This window comes from Streptomyces mutabilis, assembly GCF_014649815.1.
GTDB classification, from domain to species: domain Bacteria; phylum Actinomycetota; class Actinomycetes; order Streptomycetales; family Streptomycetaceae; genus Streptomyces; species Streptomyces mutabilis.
Genome location: NZ_BMTT01000016.1, coordinates 50236 through 68992 on the forward strand (window position 1 = coordinate 50236; position 18757 = coordinate 68992).

An 18757-nucleotide genomic window follows, 5' to 3' on the forward strand; every position below is an offset into this window, starting at 1 on the left:
CCATGACGACCACCGACAACGCCCAGACCATCGTCAGCACCGCACTCGCCGCCGCGCCGCCGGCCGAACTCACGCCGGGCAAGATCTACGCCTTCGTCCTCCCCGGCGGCGGCCTCCACAAGGTCGACCTCACCGGCCCCGAGCACACCGGCCAGCTCGAACGGAAGACCGGCACCACCACCGTCCGCGACGCCCAGTCCTTCCTCGCCTACTGGGACAAGCACCACGACGACGCCTCCGAGGTCTACGCCGACAGCGACCGCCTCACCGTCACCGCCGTCCTCGACGCCCACCAGGCCGACGGCGCCCGCTGGGCCCAGCACCGCCTCAACCTCGCCCTCCGCGAGACCGAGGCGTGGAAGCAGTGGCTCCGCTGGAACGGGGAGCTGATGAGCCAGGAGGACTTCGCCGAGTTCCTCGAAGACCACCTCCCCGAGCTCCTGGAGCCCTCAGCCGCGGAGATGCTGGAGATCGCCCAGTCCTTCCAGGCCGCGCAGAAGGTCGACTTCCAGTCCGCCACCCGGCTGAGCAGCGGCCAGCGGCAGTTCCAGTACGTCGAGACCACCACGGCGAAGGCCGGGCAGAAGGGCCAGCTGTCGGTGCCCGAGGTCTTCACCATCGGCCTGATCCCGTTCGAAGGCAGCGACGGCTACAAGCTCACCGCCCGCCTCCGCCACCGCATCGGCCAGAACGGCCTCCGCCTCGGCTACAAGCTGGAACGCCCCGACGAGATCCGCAAGACCGCCTTCGCGGACGTGGTCAAGACGATCGGCGAGCAGATCGACACACCGGTCATGAACGGGACCGCGGCCTGATGGCCGGCCGCAAGCGGGGCGGCGCCGACTCCCGCTGCCCCGCCTGCGGCCTCCCGGTCCTCGTCCAGTGGGTCGGAGACACCGCCGCCATCCGCGCGACCGTCACCCTCCCACCGGCCGACGCCCGACTCCCGTACCCCGAGGCGCTGACCGAGCGGACACCGAACGACCTCGTCTGGTGCCTGCCCCGCGGCCCCCACCGCGCACTACGGCTCCGCTGGACCCACCACCGGCACCCACCGGACTGCCCCCACCAGCACCTCACCAGCCACAAGTGCCGCCCCACCGAACCGACCACGCTCTTCTGAGGAGACCGCCCCGTGGACAACGTCCGCCGCATCCCGCACCCCACGGCGGATCAGGACGGCCTCACCCGAACCGCCCCCCACGACGCCGAGGCCGAGGAATACGTCGTCGGCGTCGTCATGCACTCCAGCCACGCCTACAACGAGTGCGCACTCCTCATCAACCGCGACGACCTCTACAAGCCCGCCCACCAACTCATCTGGGACACCGTCGCCGGGCTCGTCGCCACCAACACCGAACCCCACCCCACCCTCGTCCGCGCCGAGATCGAGAAGCAGGGCCAGCTCCACCGCGTCGAGAACGGCAACCTGATATACCGCCTCGGCGGCTACACCATCAGCCCCGCCATGGCCCCGGCCTTCGCCGAGCGGATCGCCGAGACCGCCCGCCAACGCCGCTACGACGAACACTCCACCCAGCTGAAGGCCGCCATCGACCGCAAGGCCGACGGCGAAGAACTCGCCGAGCTGGTCGCCAACTTCCAGCAGGCCGAACAGCTCCGCGAGAACACCGGCCGCGGACCCTCCCACCTCGTCGCCAGCCTCCTCAACTGGGGCACGTTCTTCGCCACCGACTTCGGCGCGATCCAGCTCCTCCTCGGCAAGCTCATGGGCCCCGGCCAGCAGATCACCCTCGTCGGCGACGGAAAGGCCGGCAAGTCCCTCTTCACGCAGGAGTGGATGTGGCGCATGGCCACCGGGCAGCCGTTCCTCGGCGACGACCCGCAGGCTCCGCTGCCGATCCTCTACCTGGACGCCGAGAACGGGCAGGAACAGGTCCAGGAACGGTTCCTCAGCTTCGGCGCCGGACCCCTCAACATGGGCGAACTCCGGTACGCCTCGTTCCCCCCGATCCGGCCCCTGGACACCGCAGGAGGCGGCGCCGACCTCATCGCCCTCGTCAAAGCCACCGGCGCCCAGCTCGTCGTCATCGACACCGTGTCCCGGTTCATCTCCGGACCCGAGAACGACGCCGACACCTGGCTCAACCTCTACCGGCACACCCTCCTCCCGCTGAAACGGGACCGCATCTCATCCGTCCGCCTCGACCACTTCGGCAAGGACAAGGAACGCGGCGGCCGCGGCTCCTCCGCCAAGACCCAAGACGTCGACCACGTCTGGGAGCTGTCCGCCCAAGGCGGAGGCGTCCTCTCCCTCAAGCGCACCCACACCCGCACCGGCATCGGCCCCGACCAGTTCACCCTGCTCCGCCAAGCCCAACGCGACGGCGACAACTGGAAGCTCGGCGGCACCCGCCACGTCCTGATGACCTACGAGAACGAGCCCGGCACCCCCTCCGGCATGGCCGCGATCCCCGGCACCGTGGAACACATCATCGCGACCCTCGACCGGGCCGGCGTACCCAACGACGCGGGCAACCGCGTAGTCCGGGAGAAGCTCGCCGAGCTCGGAGTGCCCGGCGGCAACAGCAAGATCGCGGAGGCCGTCCGAACCCGCAAAGCCAGGTCCGATATGCCCAGTTTCGACGTTTCCCCGGAACGTTTCCCGGACCGTTCCCAGACCACGTTTCCCGGAAACGTTTCCCGGAACGCACCCCGGAACGAAGAAACCGCAGGTCAAACGTTTCCCGGAAACGTCGGGGAAACACCCGGAACGCCCCCCGTTCCCCACGTTCCCCCCTCGAAGAGGGGGAACGGGGAGGGAACGCCGGACACAGAGCACGGCTCAGACCCCCTCTGCACCATCTGCGACAAGCCCCTCACCGGCTACCGACGAGACCGCGGCTACGACACCCACCTCGGATGCGACCCCGAAACCGGAAGCCACCCAGACCAACCCCACGACGCCGCCTGAGCGCGGTCATCCGGTTACAACCCATCACGCGCAATACACCCACTAAGGAGCACACAGTGACGACCACCGACCCGCCCCAGGCACTCCGCTCGATCAGCTACGGCGGCGGCGTCCAGTCCACCGCCCTCCTCGTCCTCGCCGCGCAGGGCCGCATCGACTTCCCGCTGTTCGTCTTCGCCAACGTCGGCGACGACAGCGAGCGCGCCGCAACCCTGCGGTACGTCGCCGAGTACGCCAAGCCCTACGCGGCCGACCACGGCATCGAGCTGGCTGAAGTCCAGCGCATCCGCCGCGACGGCACCGTGGAAACCCTGCACGGACGGCTCACGCGGCCCGGCTCACGGTCCCTGCCGATCCCGGTGCGCATGTCCAACGGCGCACCCGGCACCCGCTCCTGCACTGCCGACTTCAAGATCAAGGTGGTCGGGAAGGAGATGAAGCGCCGCGGGGCAACCGCGGGCCGCGCGTGCCGGGCGCACCGCATGACGGACTGCGATGTGGACTGCGCTGTCCCGCAGCCGGACTGCTCCAAGTGCGTACCGCCGCGGCTGGCCACGATCGGCATTGGCATCTCCGTCGACGAGATCCAGCGCGCGAACAACCGCCGCGTAGAACCGCACGAACGGATCGTCTACCCGCTCCTCGACCTCGGCCTGCGGCGCGACGACTGCCAGCGCGTCATCCGCGAGGCCGGCCTGCCTGTCCCGCCCAAGAGCAGCTGCTACTTCTGCCCGTTCCACCGACCCGAGACCTGGCACGACATGCGCCGCCAGGAGCCCGAGGAGTTCGAGAAGGCGTGCCAGCTCGAAGACCTCCTCAACCAGCGCCGTGACGAACTGGGCAAGGACCACGTCTACCTCACCCGCTTCGCCCGCCCGCTGCGCGAGGCGATTCCGGACGGCGTCGACCTGCTGCCGATGTTCGACGAGGCCGACGGCCTGTGCGACAGCGGCTGGTGCATGACGTGAACAGCTGGCCGGCCGCCCCTGAGGCAAGCAGGGGCGGCCGGTGTCCCCGAGTCCACCACACCCACCAGGAGAAGACCATGAGCAGCCCCGAGCAGTACGAGTTCCGCGTCTCACCCGACCGCCGCCAGTTCGCCATCTGGGAGCCCGGCAACGAGCCCTGGTTCGCCCCCGAAGCCGCCATGCAGGGCCGATGGATCACCTCGGCCGACATGGAGCGCCTGGGCTGGACCCGGTACGTCCCGGAGACGTCCACCGACCAGGCCGCCGAGATCACCCGGCTCCGCATCGAGCTGGGCAAGACCCTGGAGAAGGCCGCCGCCGACCGCTGCGCCGACTACGCCGCCGGCCTCCGCGAAGCGATTGCGCTCCTCGACCAGCAGGCCAGCAGCATCGACGCGTTGTCCAGCTCGGACTTCGGGGAGGAAGCGCGGGCCGTCCGGGAGCTGGCGGACGCCGCGAACAAGCTGCGCCGTATGGCCGACGAGACGGCAACCACCGAGACCGTCCCGTGCGTGCGCCCGGAGCCACACCCCGCGCACAGCCACTCCGGGCTGCGCAAGGGCGTCGCCGTTCATGGCCGATGCCCCGGTGTCCCCGCCGCTGAGCGGAAGCCGCCGATGGACCCGGTGCACATCCTCGGCATCGACACCGACGACGAGCCCGCCGCCGGGGCGCGGCAGGACGGGGCCGACCACACCTGCAACTCGATCGTGGCTCGGGGCGAGATGGACGAGCCGCTCGGCTACCTCATCTGCGGCATCTGCGGGCAGCCGAAGAACGGGGCGCGCCCGTGATCCTCGCCGACGCCCTCGACACCCTCTGGACCCTCCTCCTCGCCGGCGGACTATGGCTCCTCCTCCTCACCGCCGTCACCACCCTCGCCCTGTACGCCATCGCCGCCATCGTCTGGGGCGCGCTCCGGCTCGCCCGGCGCGCCTTCCGCGGCCCCGACCGGCCGACCTGGGCACGCAGCCGAGCAGCCGCACGCCGGTATGCCCGCCGCGCACCCGACTACGAGGAAGCCGCATGACGGCCGGCCGCCTCCTGGGCGTCGCCATCGTCGCCCTCCCGCTCATCAGCCTCGCCCTGCTCGGCCTCAGCCGGGCCGGGCAGGCCCTCACCAACCTCCACCGAAGGAGCAGCACATGACCACCCAGCCCCGCCGCTTCCACCTCCAGCGCACCACCGACATCACTGGAGTCTCCGGCACCGGCCGCGTCGCCGACGGCGTTCAGTGGGCCGACGGGACCGTGTCCATTCGCTGGACCGGGCCGATGCCCTCCACCGTCTTCTGGCACTCGCTCGACAACGCACTGCACGTCCACGGCCACGGCGGCCACACCGTCATCGTCTGGGACGACCCTGAACCCGCCCCGGCCGGAGACTGCGAGCACTGCCCCGACGGCCACACCCCTGCCGACAGCGGTTCCCAGCCCTGGCACGTCCGCGTCGGGGCCGAGCGGGACGGCGACGGCCAGCCGATCCGCCTGTACGTCGAACGCTCGGCGGGCGCGCACGTCGCCGAGTCCGACGCGGACTGGGTCCGGGCGCGTCTCGGTGGACAGCCGTGAGCCGCCGCTGCACCCGCGGGCACTTCATCTCCGCCACCGCCGAGACCACCGCCTGCCACTGCACCCTCGCCTACCGGCCGAAGCGCGTCCCCGGCGCCCGCCGGCCCCTCGAATCCGACCTGTGGGGCCAGGGCCTCACCGCCATCCAGCGCCACACCATCCGCACCGTCCGCCTGACCGGGAGCTACCTGTGACCACAGCGCAGCGCACCGCCCGCGCCTGCCGCATCACCGCCGCAGTCCTCGCCATCACCGCGGCCCTCCTCGCCTACGAGCACTGGGCGTACTCGCTGCCCGGCGTCATCGGCGCCGGCGTGTTCCTCGGCGTCGCGGACTCGTACCGCCGTGACGAGCAGCGGGCCCGGCACGCCGCGCTGGACGCTGCGGCCGCCGCCGACGAGCAGCTGCTCCCGACCGACCGCGACGAGCGGAGTGCAGCGTGACCGGACCGAGCAGCACACCCCGGGGCGAGCACACGCCCACCCCGGGCAGCACCTGGCAGACCGAACTCGTCCGCGTCGAGCAGCTGGTGGACGACGACGCACCCGACCCCCGACCCAACCGGAAGACCCGACGCGCCATGCAGCGCGCAGCACGGAGGACCAAGTGACCGACCGCCTCACCGTCGACAGCATCACCAGCGACCAACTGGACGCCCTCTACGAGAGGGTGGCCAAGGCAGAGCACGAGGCCGAAGTCTCGGTCGCCGCAGCTGCGCAGCTCACCACCCTGGTCGGCAAGCGCTCCGAGAAGGCCGAGAAGGCCGCCAAAGCCCAGCGGCAGCGCGCCAAGAACGCCGAGACGGAGCTGCGCGTCCTCCGCACCGGCCTCCGCGCCAACGGCGCCGACCCCACGCAGATCCAGAACCTGTGGGCGCAGATCCGTCTCCGCAACCGGCAGTGGCGGGACGAGAAGCGGCGCGCCGAGCGGGCCGAGGCCGCCATCGAACGGGTCCGCGCCCTCCACCAGCCTCAGCCCGACGGAACTGCCTTCCTCGACGGCCAGCAGTGCAAGACGTGCAGCCAGGACGGTGGCGACGGCTACCAGTACCTCGTGCCCTGGCCGTGCCCGACAGCCCAGGCCATCGCCCCGCCCGCCGACCAGACCACGGAGAGGTGACCATGCAACCGTTCGCCCCACTCGGCCGGATCGTCGACTCCCGACCCCAGAAGTGCGGCCACTCGCCCGGCGACAACCCCGGCACCGACTGCCCCGCCGACGCCACCTGGCACATCATGTGGAACACCGACAGCGAAGTCGGCCTCGCCTGCGACCCGCACATGGGCGTCGCCCGCCGGTACGTGTTCCTCGACTCCCACCGCATCGGCCCCGACTGCGACATGCCCGGCACGCTCTGGGACTTCGAGAACCAACGGTGCGTGTACCCCGACGCGCCCGCTGTCGAGGTCGCAGCAGCCGAGGAGCCCGCGACCGCCTGATCACGACGAAGGGGCGCGCCCTCGAACTCCCCAGCTCCACGGCACGCCCCACTCGGTGGCTTCACCCTACGCCCCACCCAGCACACGGAGCGCACGATGAACACCACCGCCAGCACCACCACGAACCTCCGCACTGTGGCCCTCCACTGGACCGACCTCCACGAAGCCGCTGGCCAGCCCGTCACCGTCGGTGCCTTCGGACTCGGCCTCCGCGGCTACCTCGCCCGCCTCGACCAGGCCGACGCCGAGCAGCTGGAGTACGAGCGCCACCAGGCCGCGCACCTCCGCGCCCAGGAACGCGACCCGCTCCAGATCGGCGAGCGGCCCGTCCCCGTCCGCCTCCACATCCTCGACACCATGCGCGTCGTCGAAGCCGCCCTCGTCCAGTGCGCCGACGACATCGCCCACGCAGTGCAGCGCGCCCCGATCGCCGGGCCTACCGCGCGCCGGACCGCGACGCACCCGTACCTCACCCAGCGGGAGGCGGACATCGCCGCCGCCGATCGGCAGCGTCGCGCCGAGCTGGCCCACGCGGACCTCGTCGACCCGCGCCGCTGGCGGTACACCGGCAAGCGGACCGCGCCCCACGCCGCGCTCTGGCTCCTCGCCCGCATCGAACGCGCGTCCGGCCCGTGCCGACGGATTACCGAGCAGGAGGAGCAGCGGATCGGGACCATCGCGGCCGGCGCCGCGGACCGGGTCGAGCGGGCGTTGGACATCGCGGCGCAGCAGCGGACGCTGTCGACGCCGTGCCCGGACTGTGACGGGGCGGTCGACGTCCACGGTGGGGAGGGCCGGATACCGGTCGCGCACTGCACCGGGTGCGGGCGGATCTGGGCGGAGGGCGCCGTGATCGCGGCATGAGCCGGGAGCAGCGGCGGCTGCTGGGGCGGTGCCTGATCGTGGCGGCACTCGCTGTCGTCCTGTGGGTGGCCGTGGCATCCTGAGCCTGGCGGTCCGGAAGCTGATGCAGTGTCCGGACAGCGCGGGACTACACACCCCGCACCGGACCGCCGCTGAACATGACGCGGCCCTCCGACCCCAGGGGTGCAGGGGCCGGAGGGCCGCAACCGCGAGCGGGCGCCCCCCTCTCGGTGGTGCCAAGACCGTACGCCCGGCCCGGTCAGTGCGTCCAGACGTCCGGCCCGCCCCCACGCCACTGGATCAGCGCGCTGCGGACGACGTCCATCTCGTCGAACTCCTGGAGGCCGGCCTCCTGCATGAACCGGGCCACGTCCTGCACGCCGTACGCCAGGCCCAGGATCGTCCCGTCGACCCGCACGCGCCGGCCGCCCGTCTCGTCGGGCGGGTACACGATCACCGGTGGCGGGCTCATGCTCTCCACCCTGCGCGCGGGCACGGACGGGCGCACCCTGGGCTACTCCGGGTGCCGTGCCTGCTTCTTCACCGCGGCTTCTACCTCGTTCCGCAGCTGCCCCTCTGCCTTCGCGTGCTCGGTGACGGCTGCCTGAACGTCGCGGGCGAGGTCGCGCCAGGCCCGCCACGCGGTCTCGTAGGTCTCGGTCTGCTGCTCGGACCACGGTGTCGCGGTGGGAGGCCCGTACTGGTCGCGTAGCTGCTCGACCTGGGCGTGCGCAGCGTCGGCCGCGCGCTGCATCTCCACGAGTTCTTCGAGTGTGTGTGCCACGGGTGCCGATCGTACGACGGCATGACGATGCCCCCGCCTCGACCCACTGAGACGGGGGCACCGAAGACGCGCTACCCCTTCTCGGCCTGCCTCCACTGCTCGACGAGCGACCGCACCCCCTCGGTGGAGGCGCTGGCGATCTGCTCTGCCTCACGTTCGGACAGGCCCACAGCACGAGCGGCGCGCGCGGCGTCCTGCTCGATCAAAGCCTCCAGCCTCTGCTGGGTCTCAGGGCTGAGGACTGGGCCAATCGCCGGTTCTGCTGGTGACCACATGTCGACGTCTCCTTCTCGGGGTGTGAGGTCCGTGCGCTTGCCCGGGCTCGGAGGGTTCGCCGCGAAGAACGCGGCCACCTCGTCAGCCCGGAACCGGGGCCGCGTGCTGCCCTCACCCTCGACGGGCTTCGGGAAGACGCCCTTCTTCCGGTGCGCGTGCACCGTCTGCCGGGTGACCCCGTGCTCCGCCGCGATCTCGGTGGTGGTCATCAAGCGCGGGCTCCCCTCTGCTTCAGGGCTCTTGGGCACGGCAACATCCTTCCCGAACCCCTTGACGTTGTAAAGAGGTTCCTGCCAGTCTGGCACTGCACCAACAACACGGCCCCGGTCGGTGTGTGAGAGCCCGGCCGGGGCCAGCCAAATCCCCTGAGCGACCAGGAGAAACGACGTGGAACACCGTACCGACAAGGCCCCCAAGCCGCCCAGCCCGGCGAACGCCGCCACCGAGCCGCTCGGCGACCTCGTCTCCGGCGACGCCGTCCACACCAACCCCGCCACCCTCAGGGTCCGCAGCTGGATGACCGTCGACGTCGCAGAGCGCCTCGCCGCAGGAGCCGACGACCGCGCCGCCCACACCACGGCGGTGACCGCATGAGCTACGAGGGGCCCACCTGCCAGGGCTGCGGCGGCCAGGGCGGCCACGTCGAGACCACTCCCACCGAGGACGGCGGCCACGTCAGCGTCTGGCGGGCCTGCGGCGACTGCTCGGGACGGGGGCACAGCTGATGGCCTGGCTGTTCAACCGCGCGCAGTCCAGCCGCGACTACCCCGCCGCCGGTACCTCGGTCACCGGCGACGCCGGCCGCTTCCGCCGCCACAAGACCACCGGCGCCCGCAAGGCCGCCCGCGAGGGCCAGGCGTGGGAGGACCGCGACCGCGCCCAGGACCGCCGCGGCGGCTGGTACCGCCCCGCCCGCTGACGGCTGCCCGATCCGCCCGGCCCGCCCAGGCGGTGAGGGGAGCCGGACAGCCCGGCCCCACCGAGGAGGAACCCGTGGACATCGAACGCGCCGAGCAGCTCGCCACCGAGTACGCCGACCAGGCCGCTCAGTTCGCCGAGGTCAACACCGAGCACGCCGTCCAGCGCGCGCAGGCCTACGCCGCCACCTCTCAGGCGTACGCCGCCATCGCGCACACCCACTACCTCGCCAACATCGCCGGAGCCGCGCTCCGCCGCTGACCACCCCGACCGGCCGGGCCCGCGACATCCCCCACGCGGGCCCGGCCACCCCATCGCCCAGGAGCAGCACCGTGAAGACCCGCCAGACCACCCAGCAGGTCCCCCACACCATCGACGGCAAGACCCGCATGGTCCCCATCCGGGTCGACGCCCCCGCGCCCCCGCGCGACTGGGACGCTCTCGTCCTCAACGGCGTCACCGGTATCGCAGCGCTCGTCCTGACGGCCTCCGTCGTCTGGTCCACCGCCAGCATCGGTGACCTCCTCTCCCGCGCCGTCGTCGAGCCCGCCGCGTACGGGGCCGCCATCGTCTTCGACCTCGCCTGGATCGCGTGCATGGCCATCGAGTGGCTCGCCCGCTACGACGAGGACCGCGCCGCACTGCCCCGCCGGGCCGGACACGCCATGCTGCTCCTCGCCATGCTCGCCGTCGCCGCCCACGGCAAGGTCGCCGGGTACTGGGAGATCGGCCTCATCGGCGCCGCCGTTTCCGCGCTCGCAAAGGGCCTGTGGACCGTCGTCCTCCGCCACCAGACACCACCGCTCGACGAGCGCACCCGCGCCTGGATTCAGGTCGAGCTGGCCGACGCCGGCGCAAGCCTCGCGATGATCCCGGTACGCCGCAAGCTCCAGCGGGCGCAGGCCCAGGCAGCCGCGGAGCGCACCGCGATCACCGGTCCGGACGCCGATCCGGACCGTCCGGACGAGCCCGAGGACGATGCGGACGCCGATCCGGAGCCGACCGCCGCCGGACCCATGACCATCAAGGACGCGGTCCGGACCGCCCTGGACTCTGGAATCCGCGAGCCGGACCGGGTCCTGTCGTACGTCCGGAAGGTCGCCGACGCCAACGCCAAGCCGGACACCGTCTCCCGCTACATCCGGCTAGCCAGCTGATGGGCGCGCGGCCGTCGCCGGGCGGTGACGAGCTGCGCGCCCGCGCGTACCTCCACGCCCTCCACATCCGTCCCTTCGGCCACCAGGAGCCGACCGTGCCCGAGCCCCGTCCCGTCAACCCGACCCGGATCATCCCCGCCGGCGCCCCGCTGCCTGCTCGGGCGCCGGAGCCCGGCGAGGCTCCGCCCTGGCGGACGCCTCCGCCGCCTCCACCACCGGTGGTCCCGCCCGCCGCACCGCCCCCGGACCCATGGCCAGCCGCGCCCCCGCCCCGACCGATGCAGGTCCACGTCACCCTCGACCCGGCCCCGCCCGCCGAACCGGAACCCGAACCCGGCCCGTGGGCACGCCTGTGGGAACGCCTCGTCACCTGGCGGATGATCGCCGCGATCCTCGCCGCGCTCACCCCCTGGGCAGCCGGGCACAGCCCCGTCGGCCTCTGGTCCCACACCGTCCACGACGCCCGCACCGAAGCCGGCATCCTCGCCGCCTACGTCATCGCCGGGGTAGCCATCGCCGCCGCCTGGGCCCTCGACCGGCGCACCGGCCGCGCGCTCCCGCGCTTCCTCCTCGTCACCGCCAGCCTCGGCGCCTTCGGCGTCCTGTCCTGGTACGACCCCGTCCAGTTCCTCACCGGAGTACACCGATGACCGGCCCCGGCCTCACCCTCGCGGGCATCGCGATCGTCCTCGTCGTCCTCTGGGCCAACCTCAGGCCCTGGTGGAAAGGCGACCGCAACCCCGCCAAGCTCAAATCCTTCGGCACCGGCTCCCTCCTCGGCGCCATGTCCACCATGTGCGGCGGCGGCCTCCTCGGCTACATCTCCGGATGCGCCGCCGGAGCCGCCAACACCGGAGGCGGCAAGGCCGTCGCCGGAGCCACCGGCCAGCAGGCCGCAGCCCCCGTCACCACCGGCAGCCTCGGCGACCTCACCCCCGCAGGCGCCGTCGTCGTCTTCCTCATCACCTGCGGCACGATCTTCGCGTTCCGCGCCGCGGGCAAGGACGAGCGCAAGCGCATGGTCGGCGGCATCTTCTGCGGCGTCTGCCTCTGCCTCACCGCCGGTGTGGCCAGCGCCCTGAACTGGCTGCCGGGTCTGATCAACGGTGTCGGCGGGCAGCTCCAGGCCGCCGTTCAGGGGTCGGGCATCCTGTGAAGCGCCGACTCGCCCTGTGGGCCGCCCGCAAGTCGGCCGCAGACCGTCTCGCCCGGGGCAGCGCCACGGTGTGGCAGCGCCGCGCCGACGCCCTGACCTCGTGGGTCCGCGCCGGCCGCCGCGACGACCTCACCGGCTGGCGCGCAGCCCTCGGCCCCGTAGCCCGCCTGGCCATCCTCGGCGTGCTGGCCTACGCAGTGTGGGCGGTCATCCGGGCGCTGCCGTGGCTGATGTGGCTGCTCGCCGGGTGGTGGCTGCGCGCCGCCTGGAAGGCCGGCCGCGCCCCCGCCGAGGAGACCGACGACGCCCCCGCCGATGAGGCCTCCAGCGCGGCCGGCCGGGAAGCCCTCCGCGGCCTCCTGCTGAAGCTGATGGGAGAGGGCTCCGGGGTGCACCTCCGGACCGTCCTCGCCCACCTCCAGGAGCACGGCCAGTGGGAGGGCCGCACGGTCACCGATCTGCGCCTCCAGCTGGGGCGCCTGGGGGTGCCGCACGACCCCCGCGTGAAGGTGGGCGGGGTGCCCACCTGGGGGGTCCGCAGGCGCGACCTGGAGGCCCCTTCCCCGGCCGCCGCCGAGGAAGCGTCTACCGCCTCGTCTACCGCCGCCTGACCTGCACGTCTACCCGTCCATCTACCACCGTCTACCGCCTGATCTACCGACCATCTACCCGGAGGCCCGCCAGGCTCCTGTCCTGACGCGCCATCCGTATGGCACGATTCCGCCACATCATCAACATGTTCATGGGGGGACTGTGAACCACCGCACCACCGCCGCCATCGCCGCCCTCGCAGCCGCTGGCCTCCTGACCCTCACCTCGTGCAGCCTTGACGAGAGCAGCGTCGACACCACACCCAAGACCAACGCCTCCAAAGCAGACACCAACGCCGACTCCCCGAAGGAAGCCCCCAGCAGCCCGGCCCCGAAGAAGAAGGCCGGCGTCGGCGACACCCTGACCGTGACCGGCTTCCAGGACGGCGAGCAGCTCGACGTCACGTTGAAGAAGTGGCTGCCGACTGCCAAGTCCTCCGACCCGTACTTCGGACCGGAGCAGGGCAAGCGCTGGGCTGCCGCACAGTTCGAGATCGTGAACACCGGCAGCAAGGCGTACTCCGACAGTCCTTCCAACGGAGCGCAGGTCGCTGACGGGCAGGGGCAGCGCTTCAGTTCCTGGTTCGGGGAGATCACCGCGGGGCCATCGATGGCGTCGGACGTGAACCTACCGAAGGGCGAGAAGGCCTTGGGCTGGATCGTGTTCGAGGTTCCGAAGGACTCGAAGATCACGTCCGTACAGTTCGCAATGAACTCCGGATTCGCCGATGAAACCGGGCAGTGGCAAATGCAGTAGCTCCCGTGTCACCTTCGCCGCGCCAGGCCCCGAACTATGCCCGTAGTTCCGGGCCTGGCGCCTGCACTACGCCCGTAGTTGCGTTTCCGGCGATCATGCCTCATTATGGGCCGCAGATCTGGCATGCCCGGAACCAAAACCACCGGACACGGCATCATGACCCCCGTATCTCGCATCCGTTCCAGGGGGGAACATGAGCCAGCCGCAGCCTCCGAGATGGCAGCCGCCACAACAACCGATCACCTGGGGCACGTCCCAGCACGGCCCGCAGCAGCCACCGCCACCGCCCAACTGGGGCGCACCGGCACCCCGGCCGCCGCACACCAAGCCACCGAAGAACAAGGCCGGAAAGATCCTCGGCATCGTCGCCGCCTGCATCGTCGGGTTCTTCGTCGTCGCCCTCACCATCGGCGCCATCGTTCAAGAAGACGAGCCCGCCGACGAGAAGCCTGCCGCGAAGCCGCCCGCCTACACAGTCGTCGACCGCAAGGAAGCCGGCCACTCGCGACAGATCACCATCGAGGTCGACACCACGAACGACCTCCGCGCGGTCTTCGAGGACTCCATCAAGGACCTCACCGAGAACGCCGGATACACGATCCTGATCAACTGCTCGACCGGTGGCACCGAAAGCGTGGACAACCGGCTGGCGAACGGCAACTACGCGATCGGCAACTACGGCACCGCCGCTACGGGCCTGGACGACGGCGAGAAGAAGTTCGAACTCGTCGAGGGCCGGAGCTGCCCCGCGAAGTAGACCCACACCCACTGACTGGCCCGACCGCACCGTCCCGCGGTCGGGCCTTCGCACGCCCGGAGAAGGGAGCCCCCGTGCCGAAGCCGAAGTTCAGCAAGGGCGGCACCGTCACCGACGAAGAACGCGCCGAGATCATCCGCCTCCACGGCGAAGGCAACGGCCGCAACGAGATCGCACGACTCACCCGCCGCAGCCTCCGCACCGTCTCCCTCATCTGCGCCGGCGAGGGCCTCACCTTCGACGTCACCATGACCGAAGAGGCCACCCGCCACCGCATGGCCAACCTCGCCGAGCGCCGCGCGATCCTCGCCGAGGCCCTCCAGACCGACGCCGAGAAGCTCACCGAGCAGCTCTGGCAGCCCCACTGGGTGTTCAACTTCGGCGGCAAGGACAACACCTACGAGAAGCGACTCCTCGACGAGCCGCCGCCCGACGCAAAGAAGAACCTCATGGCGTCGGCCGGCATCGCCATCGAGAAGAGCCTAAAGCTCGTCCCGCCGCGCGACGACGACGGCACGGAGCAGGTCGGTTCGCTGCTGACGTCGCTGTACGACAAGCTGCGAGACCGCCATGGGGATGGATAGCCCTGGCCTGTCGGACAAGCAGGAGCGGTCGATCGCGCACGCCAGCTCGTGGCTGAACGTGTGGGAGGGCAGCGTCCGGTCGGGCAAGACAATCGCGTCGCTGCTGCGCTGGCTGATGTACGTCCAGACGGCGCCGCGCGGCGGCGAGCTGGCCGTCATCGGCAAGACCTTCGACACCGTGGCCCGTAACGTCTTCGGTCCGCTCACCGACCCCAGCCTGTTCGGCGACGCGGCGAAGACCGTGAAGTACACGCGCGGCGCGAGTGTGGCGTGGATCCTCGGCAAGCCAATCGAGATCATCACCGCGAACGACAAGAAGGCCGAGGGGCGCCTGCGCGGTCTCACGGGCGCGGGCGCGTACGTGGACGAGTGGACGCTGATCCCTCAGGAGTTCTTCAAGCGGCTCGTCGACCGCATGTCGGTGCCCGGCGCGCAGATCTTCGTGACGACCAACCCGGACAACCCGGGTCACTGGGTGCGGAAGGAATGGCTCGACAAGGCCGACGAGCTGGGCATCCGCCGCTGGCACTTCGTCATGGACGACAACCCGTCCCTCGACGACACCTACCGCGAGCGGATGAAGCGCTCGTTTACGGGCCTGTGGTACCGGCGCTACATCCTGGGCCAGTGGGTGCAGTCCGAAGGCGCGATCTACGAGAGTTTCGACAGCGAGCGTCACGTCGTGAAGTCGCTGCCCCGAATCGACCGGTGGCTGTGCGACGCGATCGACTACGGCACGACCAACCCCTACGCCGACCTCCTGCTGGGCCTCGGCGTGGACCGGCGCCTGTACGTCGTCAGCGAGTACCGCTGGGACTCTCGGGCCAAGCGCCGGAAGCTGACGGATACGGAGTACTCGAAGGCCCGTCGGCAGTGGCTCGCCAGGGTCCCGCAGCCGGAGACGAACGTGGTCGGCGTCCAGCCGGAGTGGACGATCGTGGACCCGTCGGCGTCGTCGTACATCGAGCAGCTGCACCGCGATGGTGTGACGGGCGTGACGGCTGCGGACAACACCGTGCTGGACGGCATCCGCACGGTGTCGTCGCTGTTCTCGACCGGTGACCTGCTGGTCCACGAGTCCGCGCAGGGCCTCATCGACGAACTCCCGGGCTACTCCTGGGACGACAAGGCGGCCGAGAAGGGCGAGGACAAGCCGATCAAGGACAACGACCACTCGTGCGATGCCCTCCGCTACGGCGTCCGTACGACCGAGGCCCTGTGGCGGCCGTACCTACCGACCAGACTGGAGGTGGCAGCCTGATGCCTCTGCCCATGGGCGACATGGCCTGGCCGCCCCCGTACCTCGGCCCCGCCCTCGACGCCATGCACACCTGGGACACCTGGTGGAGCGGCGACCCCGACCGCCTCGAAGACCTCTACAGCGGCAGCACCGGCGGCGCCCCCGACCCCAAGCGCTACCAGTTCGCCGGCGGCGTCCTCGGCAAGCTCGCCCGCTGGTGGTGGGGCACCCCTACCGCGCCCGGCGAGCGCCGGACGAAACTCCACGTCCCGATCGCCGGAGACCTGTGCGGTGGGTCGGCCGACCTGCTCTTCTCCGAGCCGCCGCGGTTCACCGTCGACGACACGGACACTCAGGACCGGCTCGACGCGCTCGCCGACGACGGGATGCTCGCCACCTTGCAGACTGCGGCCGAGGTCGGTGCCGCGCTCGGTGGCGTGTACCTGCGGCCGGTGTACGACCAGGAGATCGCGGACCGGCCGTGGATCGTCGCCGAGCACGCCGACCGGGCCATCCCCGAATTCACCTGGGGCAGGCTCAGCGCGGTCACGTTCTGGAAGGTCGTCCGCGAGCACGACGGGCAGGTCTGGCGGTGGCTTCAGCGCCACGAGCCCAGCATCATCTACCACGGCCTCTACCAGGGCACCAAGGAGAAGCTCGGCCGGCCGGTGCCGCTGGAAGACTCCCGCGAGACCGAGGCATTCGCCACGCTGGTCGACGAGGACGGCGGCATCCCCACCGGCTACGACAAGCTTGACGTCGTCTACATCCCCAACCAAGCCAGCCGCCGCTGGCGCAGCGCCGAACGCCTCCAGAACCTCGGCCGATCCGACCTCGACGGCGTCGAGTCACTGATGGACGCCCTCGACGAGACCTACTCGTCGTGGATGCGGGACATCCGCCTGGGCAAGGGCCGCATCGTCGTCCCGAACGCCTACCTGCAATCCAACGGTCCGGGCCGCGGCGCGGGCTGGAACCCGGACCAGGAGGCGTTCGCCGGGCTCGACATGCTGGCGCGTGCCGACTCCGGGCAGCTCACGGTGGCCCAGTTCGCGATCAGGGTGCAGGAGCACCGGGACACGGCCGAGGACTTGGTGAACCAGATCCTCCGCAGCGCTGGCTACTCGGGGCAGACGTTCGGGATCGGCGGCGACGTCGCCGTCACGGCCACGGAGATCACCGCCCGGGAACGACGCTCGATGACGACCCGCGGGCGGAAAATCCTGCGGTGGCGGCCGGCGCTCGCACAGCTGATGGAGGCGCTGCTGGCGGTCGACCAGCACGTGTTCGGCGGCAGCATCGAGCCGCAGCGGCCGACGATCGAGTTCGAGGACAGCGTGCAGGAAGACCCGCTGTCGCTGGCGAACACGGCGGACGTGCTGCGCAGGGCGCAGGCGGCTTCGACGGACACGCTGGTGCGGATGGCCCACCCCGAGTGGGACGACGACCAGGTGACCGCGGAGGTGCGGCGCATCCAGGTCGAGGCGGGCACGGCGGTCCCGGACCCGATGCAGGTCGGGGACATCCCGTAGAAGGTGGTGATCGGCCGTGCCCGTATCCCCGGCCATGGCCGAAGACCTCGCGACAGCGGTCGCTGACCTGTACGAGGCAGCCGAGGGCGTGCTCATCGAGAAGATCCGCCGCGCCCTCGCCGAGGGCATCAACTCCCCGGTATGGGTGCAGCTGAAGCTGGCCGCGGTCGGCAACCTGCAGGCGGCGATCGACGAGGTGATCGCCGCGCTGCAGGTCGACGCGAACGGCGCGATCCACCAGGCGCTCGCCGAGGCGTACGACCGGGGGCAGCAGGCGGCCGTCGCCGAGCTGGGCGCGCTCGGTGTCGGTCAGGCTGCGGCTGCTGCGGCAGCCGTACCGACCGCCCCGGTGGTGGATCGCCTCGCCCGCGCGGTCATCGACGAGACCGGGCCCGTCTACCTGCGGATGCTGCGGGCCACGATGGACGCGTACCGCGACGTCGTGTCCCGGGCCGCTGCAGCACCCGTGCTCGGCGTGCAGACCCGGCGCCAGGCTGCGCAGGGCGCCCTGGACGACTTCGCCGGGCGGGGCATCAAGGGCTTCGTCGACTCACGGGGCCGCTCGTGGGAGCTGCGGTCGTACGTGGAGATGGCGATGCGGTCTGCTGTCGGCCGGGCTGCTGTGGAGGCGCACACGGACCGGCTTGGTGCTGCTGGCGTCGAGCTGGTGATCGTGTCGCAGGCGCCCGAGGAGTGCCCGTTGTGCCGTCCGTGGGAACGGAAGGTGCTCACTCGTACCGGGCAGCCTGGGGCGCGGTCGGTGCAGGTGGAGCATGCGACGGAGGACGGCGAGATGGTCACCGTCAGGGTGGCGGGGTCGCTGCCGGAGGCGCGGGCGGCGGGGCTGATGCACCCGAACTGCCGGCACACGGTGTCCGCTTACCTGCCGGGCGTCTCGCGGATCCCGAAGGCGCAGCCGTCGCGGGGGACCTACGAGGACTCGCAGCGGCAGCGGTACTACGAGCGGCAGATCCGGAAGTGGAAGCGGCTGGAAGAAGCCGCGATGGACGACGCACGGCGGACGCTGACGCGGGCGCAGGTGCGCGCGTATCAGGCGCGGGTGCGTGAGCTGGTCGCGGAGACGGGCCTGCCTCGCAAGCGTCACCGCGAGCAGCTCACGACTGCTCGCTAGTTACCGGCGTCCGGCCAACGGAGAATGGACCCGAGCTGCGGGTGTCTCCTTCGCCTCAGTCGGTGCCTGGACTTTGAGGATCGAGTATGCCTCGGCGA

At 71.1% G+C, this 18757-nt stretch carries 31 protein-coding genes; 28 read left to right on the plus strand and 3 right to left on the minus strand.

Translation table 11 applies throughout. The annotated features are described in order from the left end of the window. The first annotated feature begins 2 nt into the window (after positions 1 to 2). From IE142_RS26840 to IE142_RS26900, 14 genes are all read left to right on the plus strand, one after another. Positions 3 to 815, plus strand: a complete 813-nt coding sequence (locus IE142_RS26840; RefSeq protein WP_191888140.1) for a DUF2303 family protein — start codon at positions 3 to 5, stop codon at positions 813 to 815. Then, positions 815 to 1123 (plus strand): hypothetical protein, encoded by a 309-nt coding sequence (locus tag IE142_RS26845; protein WP_137961641.1) that lies wholly within the window; start codon positions 815 to 817, stop codon positions 1121 to 1123. The genes IE142_RS26840 and IE142_RS26845 overlap by 1 nt, the downstream gene beginning before the upstream one ends. A 12-nt stretch (positions 1124 to 1135) precedes the next feature. Beyond that, the gene (locus IE142_RS26850) at positions 1136 to 2935 is read left to right on the plus strand and encodes an AAA family ATPase (protein WP_191888141.1); all 1800 of its coding nucleotides are present in this window, start codon (positions 1136 to 1138) and stop codon (positions 2933 to 2935) included. Positions 2936 to 2991: 56 nt separating this feature from the next. Continuing rightward, on the plus strand, positions 2992 to 3903 hold the full coding sequence (locus tag IE142_RS26855) for a phosphoadenosine phosphosulfate reductase (RefSeq protein WP_191888142.1): 912 nt from the start codon (positions 2992 to 2994) through the stop codon (positions 3901 to 3903). 77 nt (positions 3904 to 3980) lie between these two features. Then, positions 3981 to 4697, plus strand: a complete 717-nt coding sequence (locus IE142_RS26860; protein WP_191888143.1) for a hypothetical protein — start codon at positions 3981 to 3983, stop codon at positions 4695 to 4697. Beyond that, positions 4694 to 4933: a hypothetical protein gene (locus tag IE142_RS26865; protein ID WP_191888144.1), complete on the plus strand. Its 240-nt coding sequence runs from the start codon at positions 4694 to 4696 to the stop codon at positions 4931 to 4933. Before IE142_RS26860 ends, IE142_RS26865 begins: the two co-directional genes overlap by 4 nt. Continuing rightward, positions 4930 to 5052 (plus strand): hypothetical protein, encoded by a 123-nt coding sequence (locus tag IE142_RS37405; RefSeq protein ID WP_268252977.1) that lies wholly within the window; start codon positions 4930 to 4932, stop codon positions 5050 to 5052. The genes IE142_RS26865 and IE142_RS37405 overlap by 4 nt, the downstream gene beginning before the upstream one ends. Next, complete coding sequence (locus tag IE142_RS36970; protein WP_229830896.1) at positions 5049 to 5474, plus strand: hypothetical protein; 426 nt, start codon at positions 5049 to 5051, stop codon at positions 5472 to 5474. Before IE142_RS37405 ends, IE142_RS36970 begins: the two co-directional genes overlap by 4 nt. Beyond that, a complete protein-coding gene (locus IE142_RS37410) occupies positions 5471 to 5668 on the plus strand; it encodes a hypothetical protein (RefSeq protein WP_191888145.1) in 198 nt (65 codons plus the stop codon). Before IE142_RS36970 ends, IE142_RS37410 begins: the two co-directional genes overlap by 4 nt. After that, positions 5665 to 5916, plus strand: coding sequence for a hypothetical protein (locus tag IE142_RS26880; RefSeq protein ID WP_191888146.1), 252 nt, complete (start codon positions 5665 to 5667; stop codon positions 5914 to 5916). Before IE142_RS37410 ends, IE142_RS26880 begins: the two co-directional genes overlap by 4 nt. Continuing rightward, positions 5913 to 6083 (plus strand): hypothetical protein, encoded by a 171-nt coding sequence (locus IE142_RS26885; RefSeq protein ID WP_191888147.1) that lies wholly within the window; start codon positions 5913 to 5915, stop codon positions 6081 to 6083. Before IE142_RS26880 ends, IE142_RS26885 begins: the two co-directional genes overlap by 4 nt. Continuing rightward, positions 6080 to 6592 carry a hypothetical protein gene (locus IE142_RS26890; RefSeq protein ID WP_191888148.1) on the plus strand — a complete coding sequence of 171 codons (513 nt, stop codon included), beginning with the start codon at positions 6080 to 6082 and terminating at the stop codon, positions 6590 to 6592. Before IE142_RS26885 ends, IE142_RS26890 begins: the two co-directional genes overlap by 4 nt. A gap of 2 nt (positions 6593 to 6594) precedes the next feature. After that, complete coding sequence (locus tag IE142_RS26895; RefSeq protein WP_191888149.1) at positions 6595 to 6912, plus strand: hypothetical protein; 318 nt, start codon at positions 6595 to 6597, stop codon at positions 6910 to 6912. 96 nt (positions 6913 to 7008) lie between these two features. Continuing rightward, positions 7009 to 7776 (plus strand): hypothetical protein, encoded by a 768-nt coding sequence (locus tag IE142_RS26900; RefSeq protein WP_191888150.1) that lies wholly within the window; start codon positions 7009 to 7011, stop codon positions 7774 to 7776. A gap of 259 nt (positions 7777 to 8035) precedes the next feature. Here the strand turns inward: IE142_RS26900 and IE142_RS26905 are convergent, their stop codons facing one another. The 3 genes from IE142_RS26905 to IE142_RS36980 form a co-directional block, all read right to left on the minus strand. Continuing rightward, complete coding sequence (locus IE142_RS26905; protein WP_191888151.1) at positions 8036 to 8248, minus strand: hypothetical protein; 213 nt, start codon at positions 8246 to 8248, stop codon at positions 8036 to 8038. Between the two features lie 42 nt (positions 8249 to 8290). Next, positions 8291 to 8560: a hypothetical protein gene (locus tag IE142_RS26910; RefSeq protein ID WP_191888152.1), complete on the minus strand. Its 270-nt coding sequence runs from the start codon at positions 8558 to 8560 to the stop codon at positions 8291 to 8293. Positions 8561 to 8631: 71 nt separating this feature from the next. Then, complete coding sequence (locus tag IE142_RS36980; RefSeq protein ID WP_229830898.1) at positions 8632 to 9045, minus strand: helix-turn-helix transcriptional regulator; 414 nt, start codon at positions 9043 to 9045, stop codon at positions 8632 to 8634. Positions 9046 to 9223: 178 nt separating this feature from the next. Here IE142_RS36980 and IE142_RS26920 point away from each other — a divergent pair, with 178 nt between their 5' ends. The 14 genes from IE142_RS26920 to IE142_RS26980 all read left to right on the plus strand — a co-directional run bounded on the left by IE142_RS26920 (position 9224) and on the right by IE142_RS26980 (position 18659). Continuing rightward, the gene (locus tag IE142_RS26920; protein ID WP_191888153.1) at positions 9224 to 9430 is read left to right on the plus strand and encodes a hypothetical protein; all 207 of its coding nucleotides are present in this window, start codon (positions 9224 to 9226) and stop codon (positions 9428 to 9430) included. Then, a complete protein-coding gene (locus IE142_RS37415; RefSeq protein ID WP_268252979.1) occupies positions 9427 to 9561 on the plus strand; it encodes a hypothetical protein in 135 nt (44 codons plus the stop codon). Before IE142_RS26920 ends, IE142_RS37415 begins: the two co-directional genes overlap by 4 nt. Next, a complete protein-coding gene (locus IE142_RS26925) occupies positions 9561 to 9755 on the plus strand; it encodes a hypothetical protein (protein ID WP_191888154.1) in 195 nt (64 codons plus the stop codon). Before IE142_RS37415 ends, IE142_RS26925 begins: the two co-directional genes overlap by 1 nt. 74 nt (positions 9756 to 9829) lie before the next feature. Continuing rightward, a complete protein-coding gene (locus IE142_RS26930; RefSeq protein ID WP_191888155.1) occupies positions 9830 to 10015 on the plus strand; it encodes a hypothetical protein in 186 nt (61 codons plus the stop codon). Between the two features lie 71 nt (positions 10016 to 10086). Beyond that, positions 10087 to 10911 carry a protein transporter Sec31 gene (locus IE142_RS26935; RefSeq protein ID WP_191888156.1) on the plus strand — a complete coding sequence of 275 codons (825 nt, stop codon included), beginning with the start codon at positions 10087 to 10089 and terminating at the stop codon, positions 10909 to 10911. Further along, positions 10911 to 11561 (plus strand): hypothetical protein, encoded by a 651-nt coding sequence (locus tag IE142_RS37420; protein ID WP_268252981.1) that lies wholly within the window; start codon positions 10911 to 10913, stop codon positions 11559 to 11561. The genes IE142_RS26935 and IE142_RS37420 overlap by 1 nt, the downstream gene beginning before the upstream one ends. Next, complete coding sequence (locus IE142_RS26945; RefSeq protein WP_191888157.1) at positions 11558 to 12067, plus strand: hypothetical protein; 510 nt, start codon at positions 11558 to 11560, stop codon at positions 12065 to 12067. The genes IE142_RS37420 and IE142_RS26945 overlap by 4 nt, the downstream gene beginning before the upstream one ends. After that, positions 12064 to 12678, plus strand: coding sequence for a hypothetical protein (locus tag IE142_RS26950; RefSeq protein ID WP_191888158.1), 615 nt, complete (start codon positions 12064 to 12066; stop codon positions 12676 to 12678). Before IE142_RS26945 ends, IE142_RS26950 begins: the two co-directional genes overlap by 4 nt. 142 nt (positions 12679 to 12820) lie before the next feature. Continuing rightward, positions 12821 to 13414 carry a DUF4352 domain-containing protein gene (locus IE142_RS26955; RefSeq protein WP_191888159.1) on the plus strand — a complete coding sequence of 198 codons (594 nt, stop codon included), beginning with the start codon at positions 12821 to 12823 and terminating at the stop codon, positions 13412 to 13414. 193 nt (positions 13415 to 13607) lie between these two features. Continuing rightward, positions 13608 to 14171, plus strand: coding sequence for a hypothetical protein (locus IE142_RS26960; protein ID WP_191888160.1), 564 nt, complete (start codon positions 13608 to 13610; stop codon positions 14169 to 14171). Between the two features lie 74 nt (positions 14172 to 14245). Continuing rightward, on the plus strand, positions 14246 to 14755 hold the full coding sequence (locus tag IE142_RS26965) for a helix-turn-helix domain-containing protein (protein WP_191888161.1): 510 nt from the start codon (positions 14246 to 14248) through the stop codon (positions 14753 to 14755). Then, complete coding sequence (locus IE142_RS26970; RefSeq protein ID WP_191888162.1) at positions 14748 to 16016, plus strand: PBSX family phage terminase large subunit; 1269 nt, start codon at positions 14748 to 14750, stop codon at positions 16014 to 16016. The genes IE142_RS26965 and IE142_RS26970 overlap by 8 nt, the downstream gene beginning before the upstream one ends. Then, the gene (locus IE142_RS26975) at positions 16016 to 17527 is read left to right on the plus strand and encodes a phage portal protein (protein ID WP_191888163.1); all 1512 of its coding nucleotides are present in this window, start codon (positions 16016 to 16018) and stop codon (positions 17525 to 17527) included. Before IE142_RS26970 ends, IE142_RS26975 begins: the two co-directional genes overlap by 1 nt. A gap of 16 nt (positions 17528 to 17543) precedes the next feature. Next, positions 17544 to 18659: a phage minor capsid protein gene (locus IE142_RS26980; protein ID WP_191888164.1), complete on the plus strand. Its 1116-nt coding sequence runs from the start codon at positions 17544 to 17546 to the stop codon at positions 18657 to 18659. Positions 18660 to 18757 lie beyond the last annotated feature (98 nt).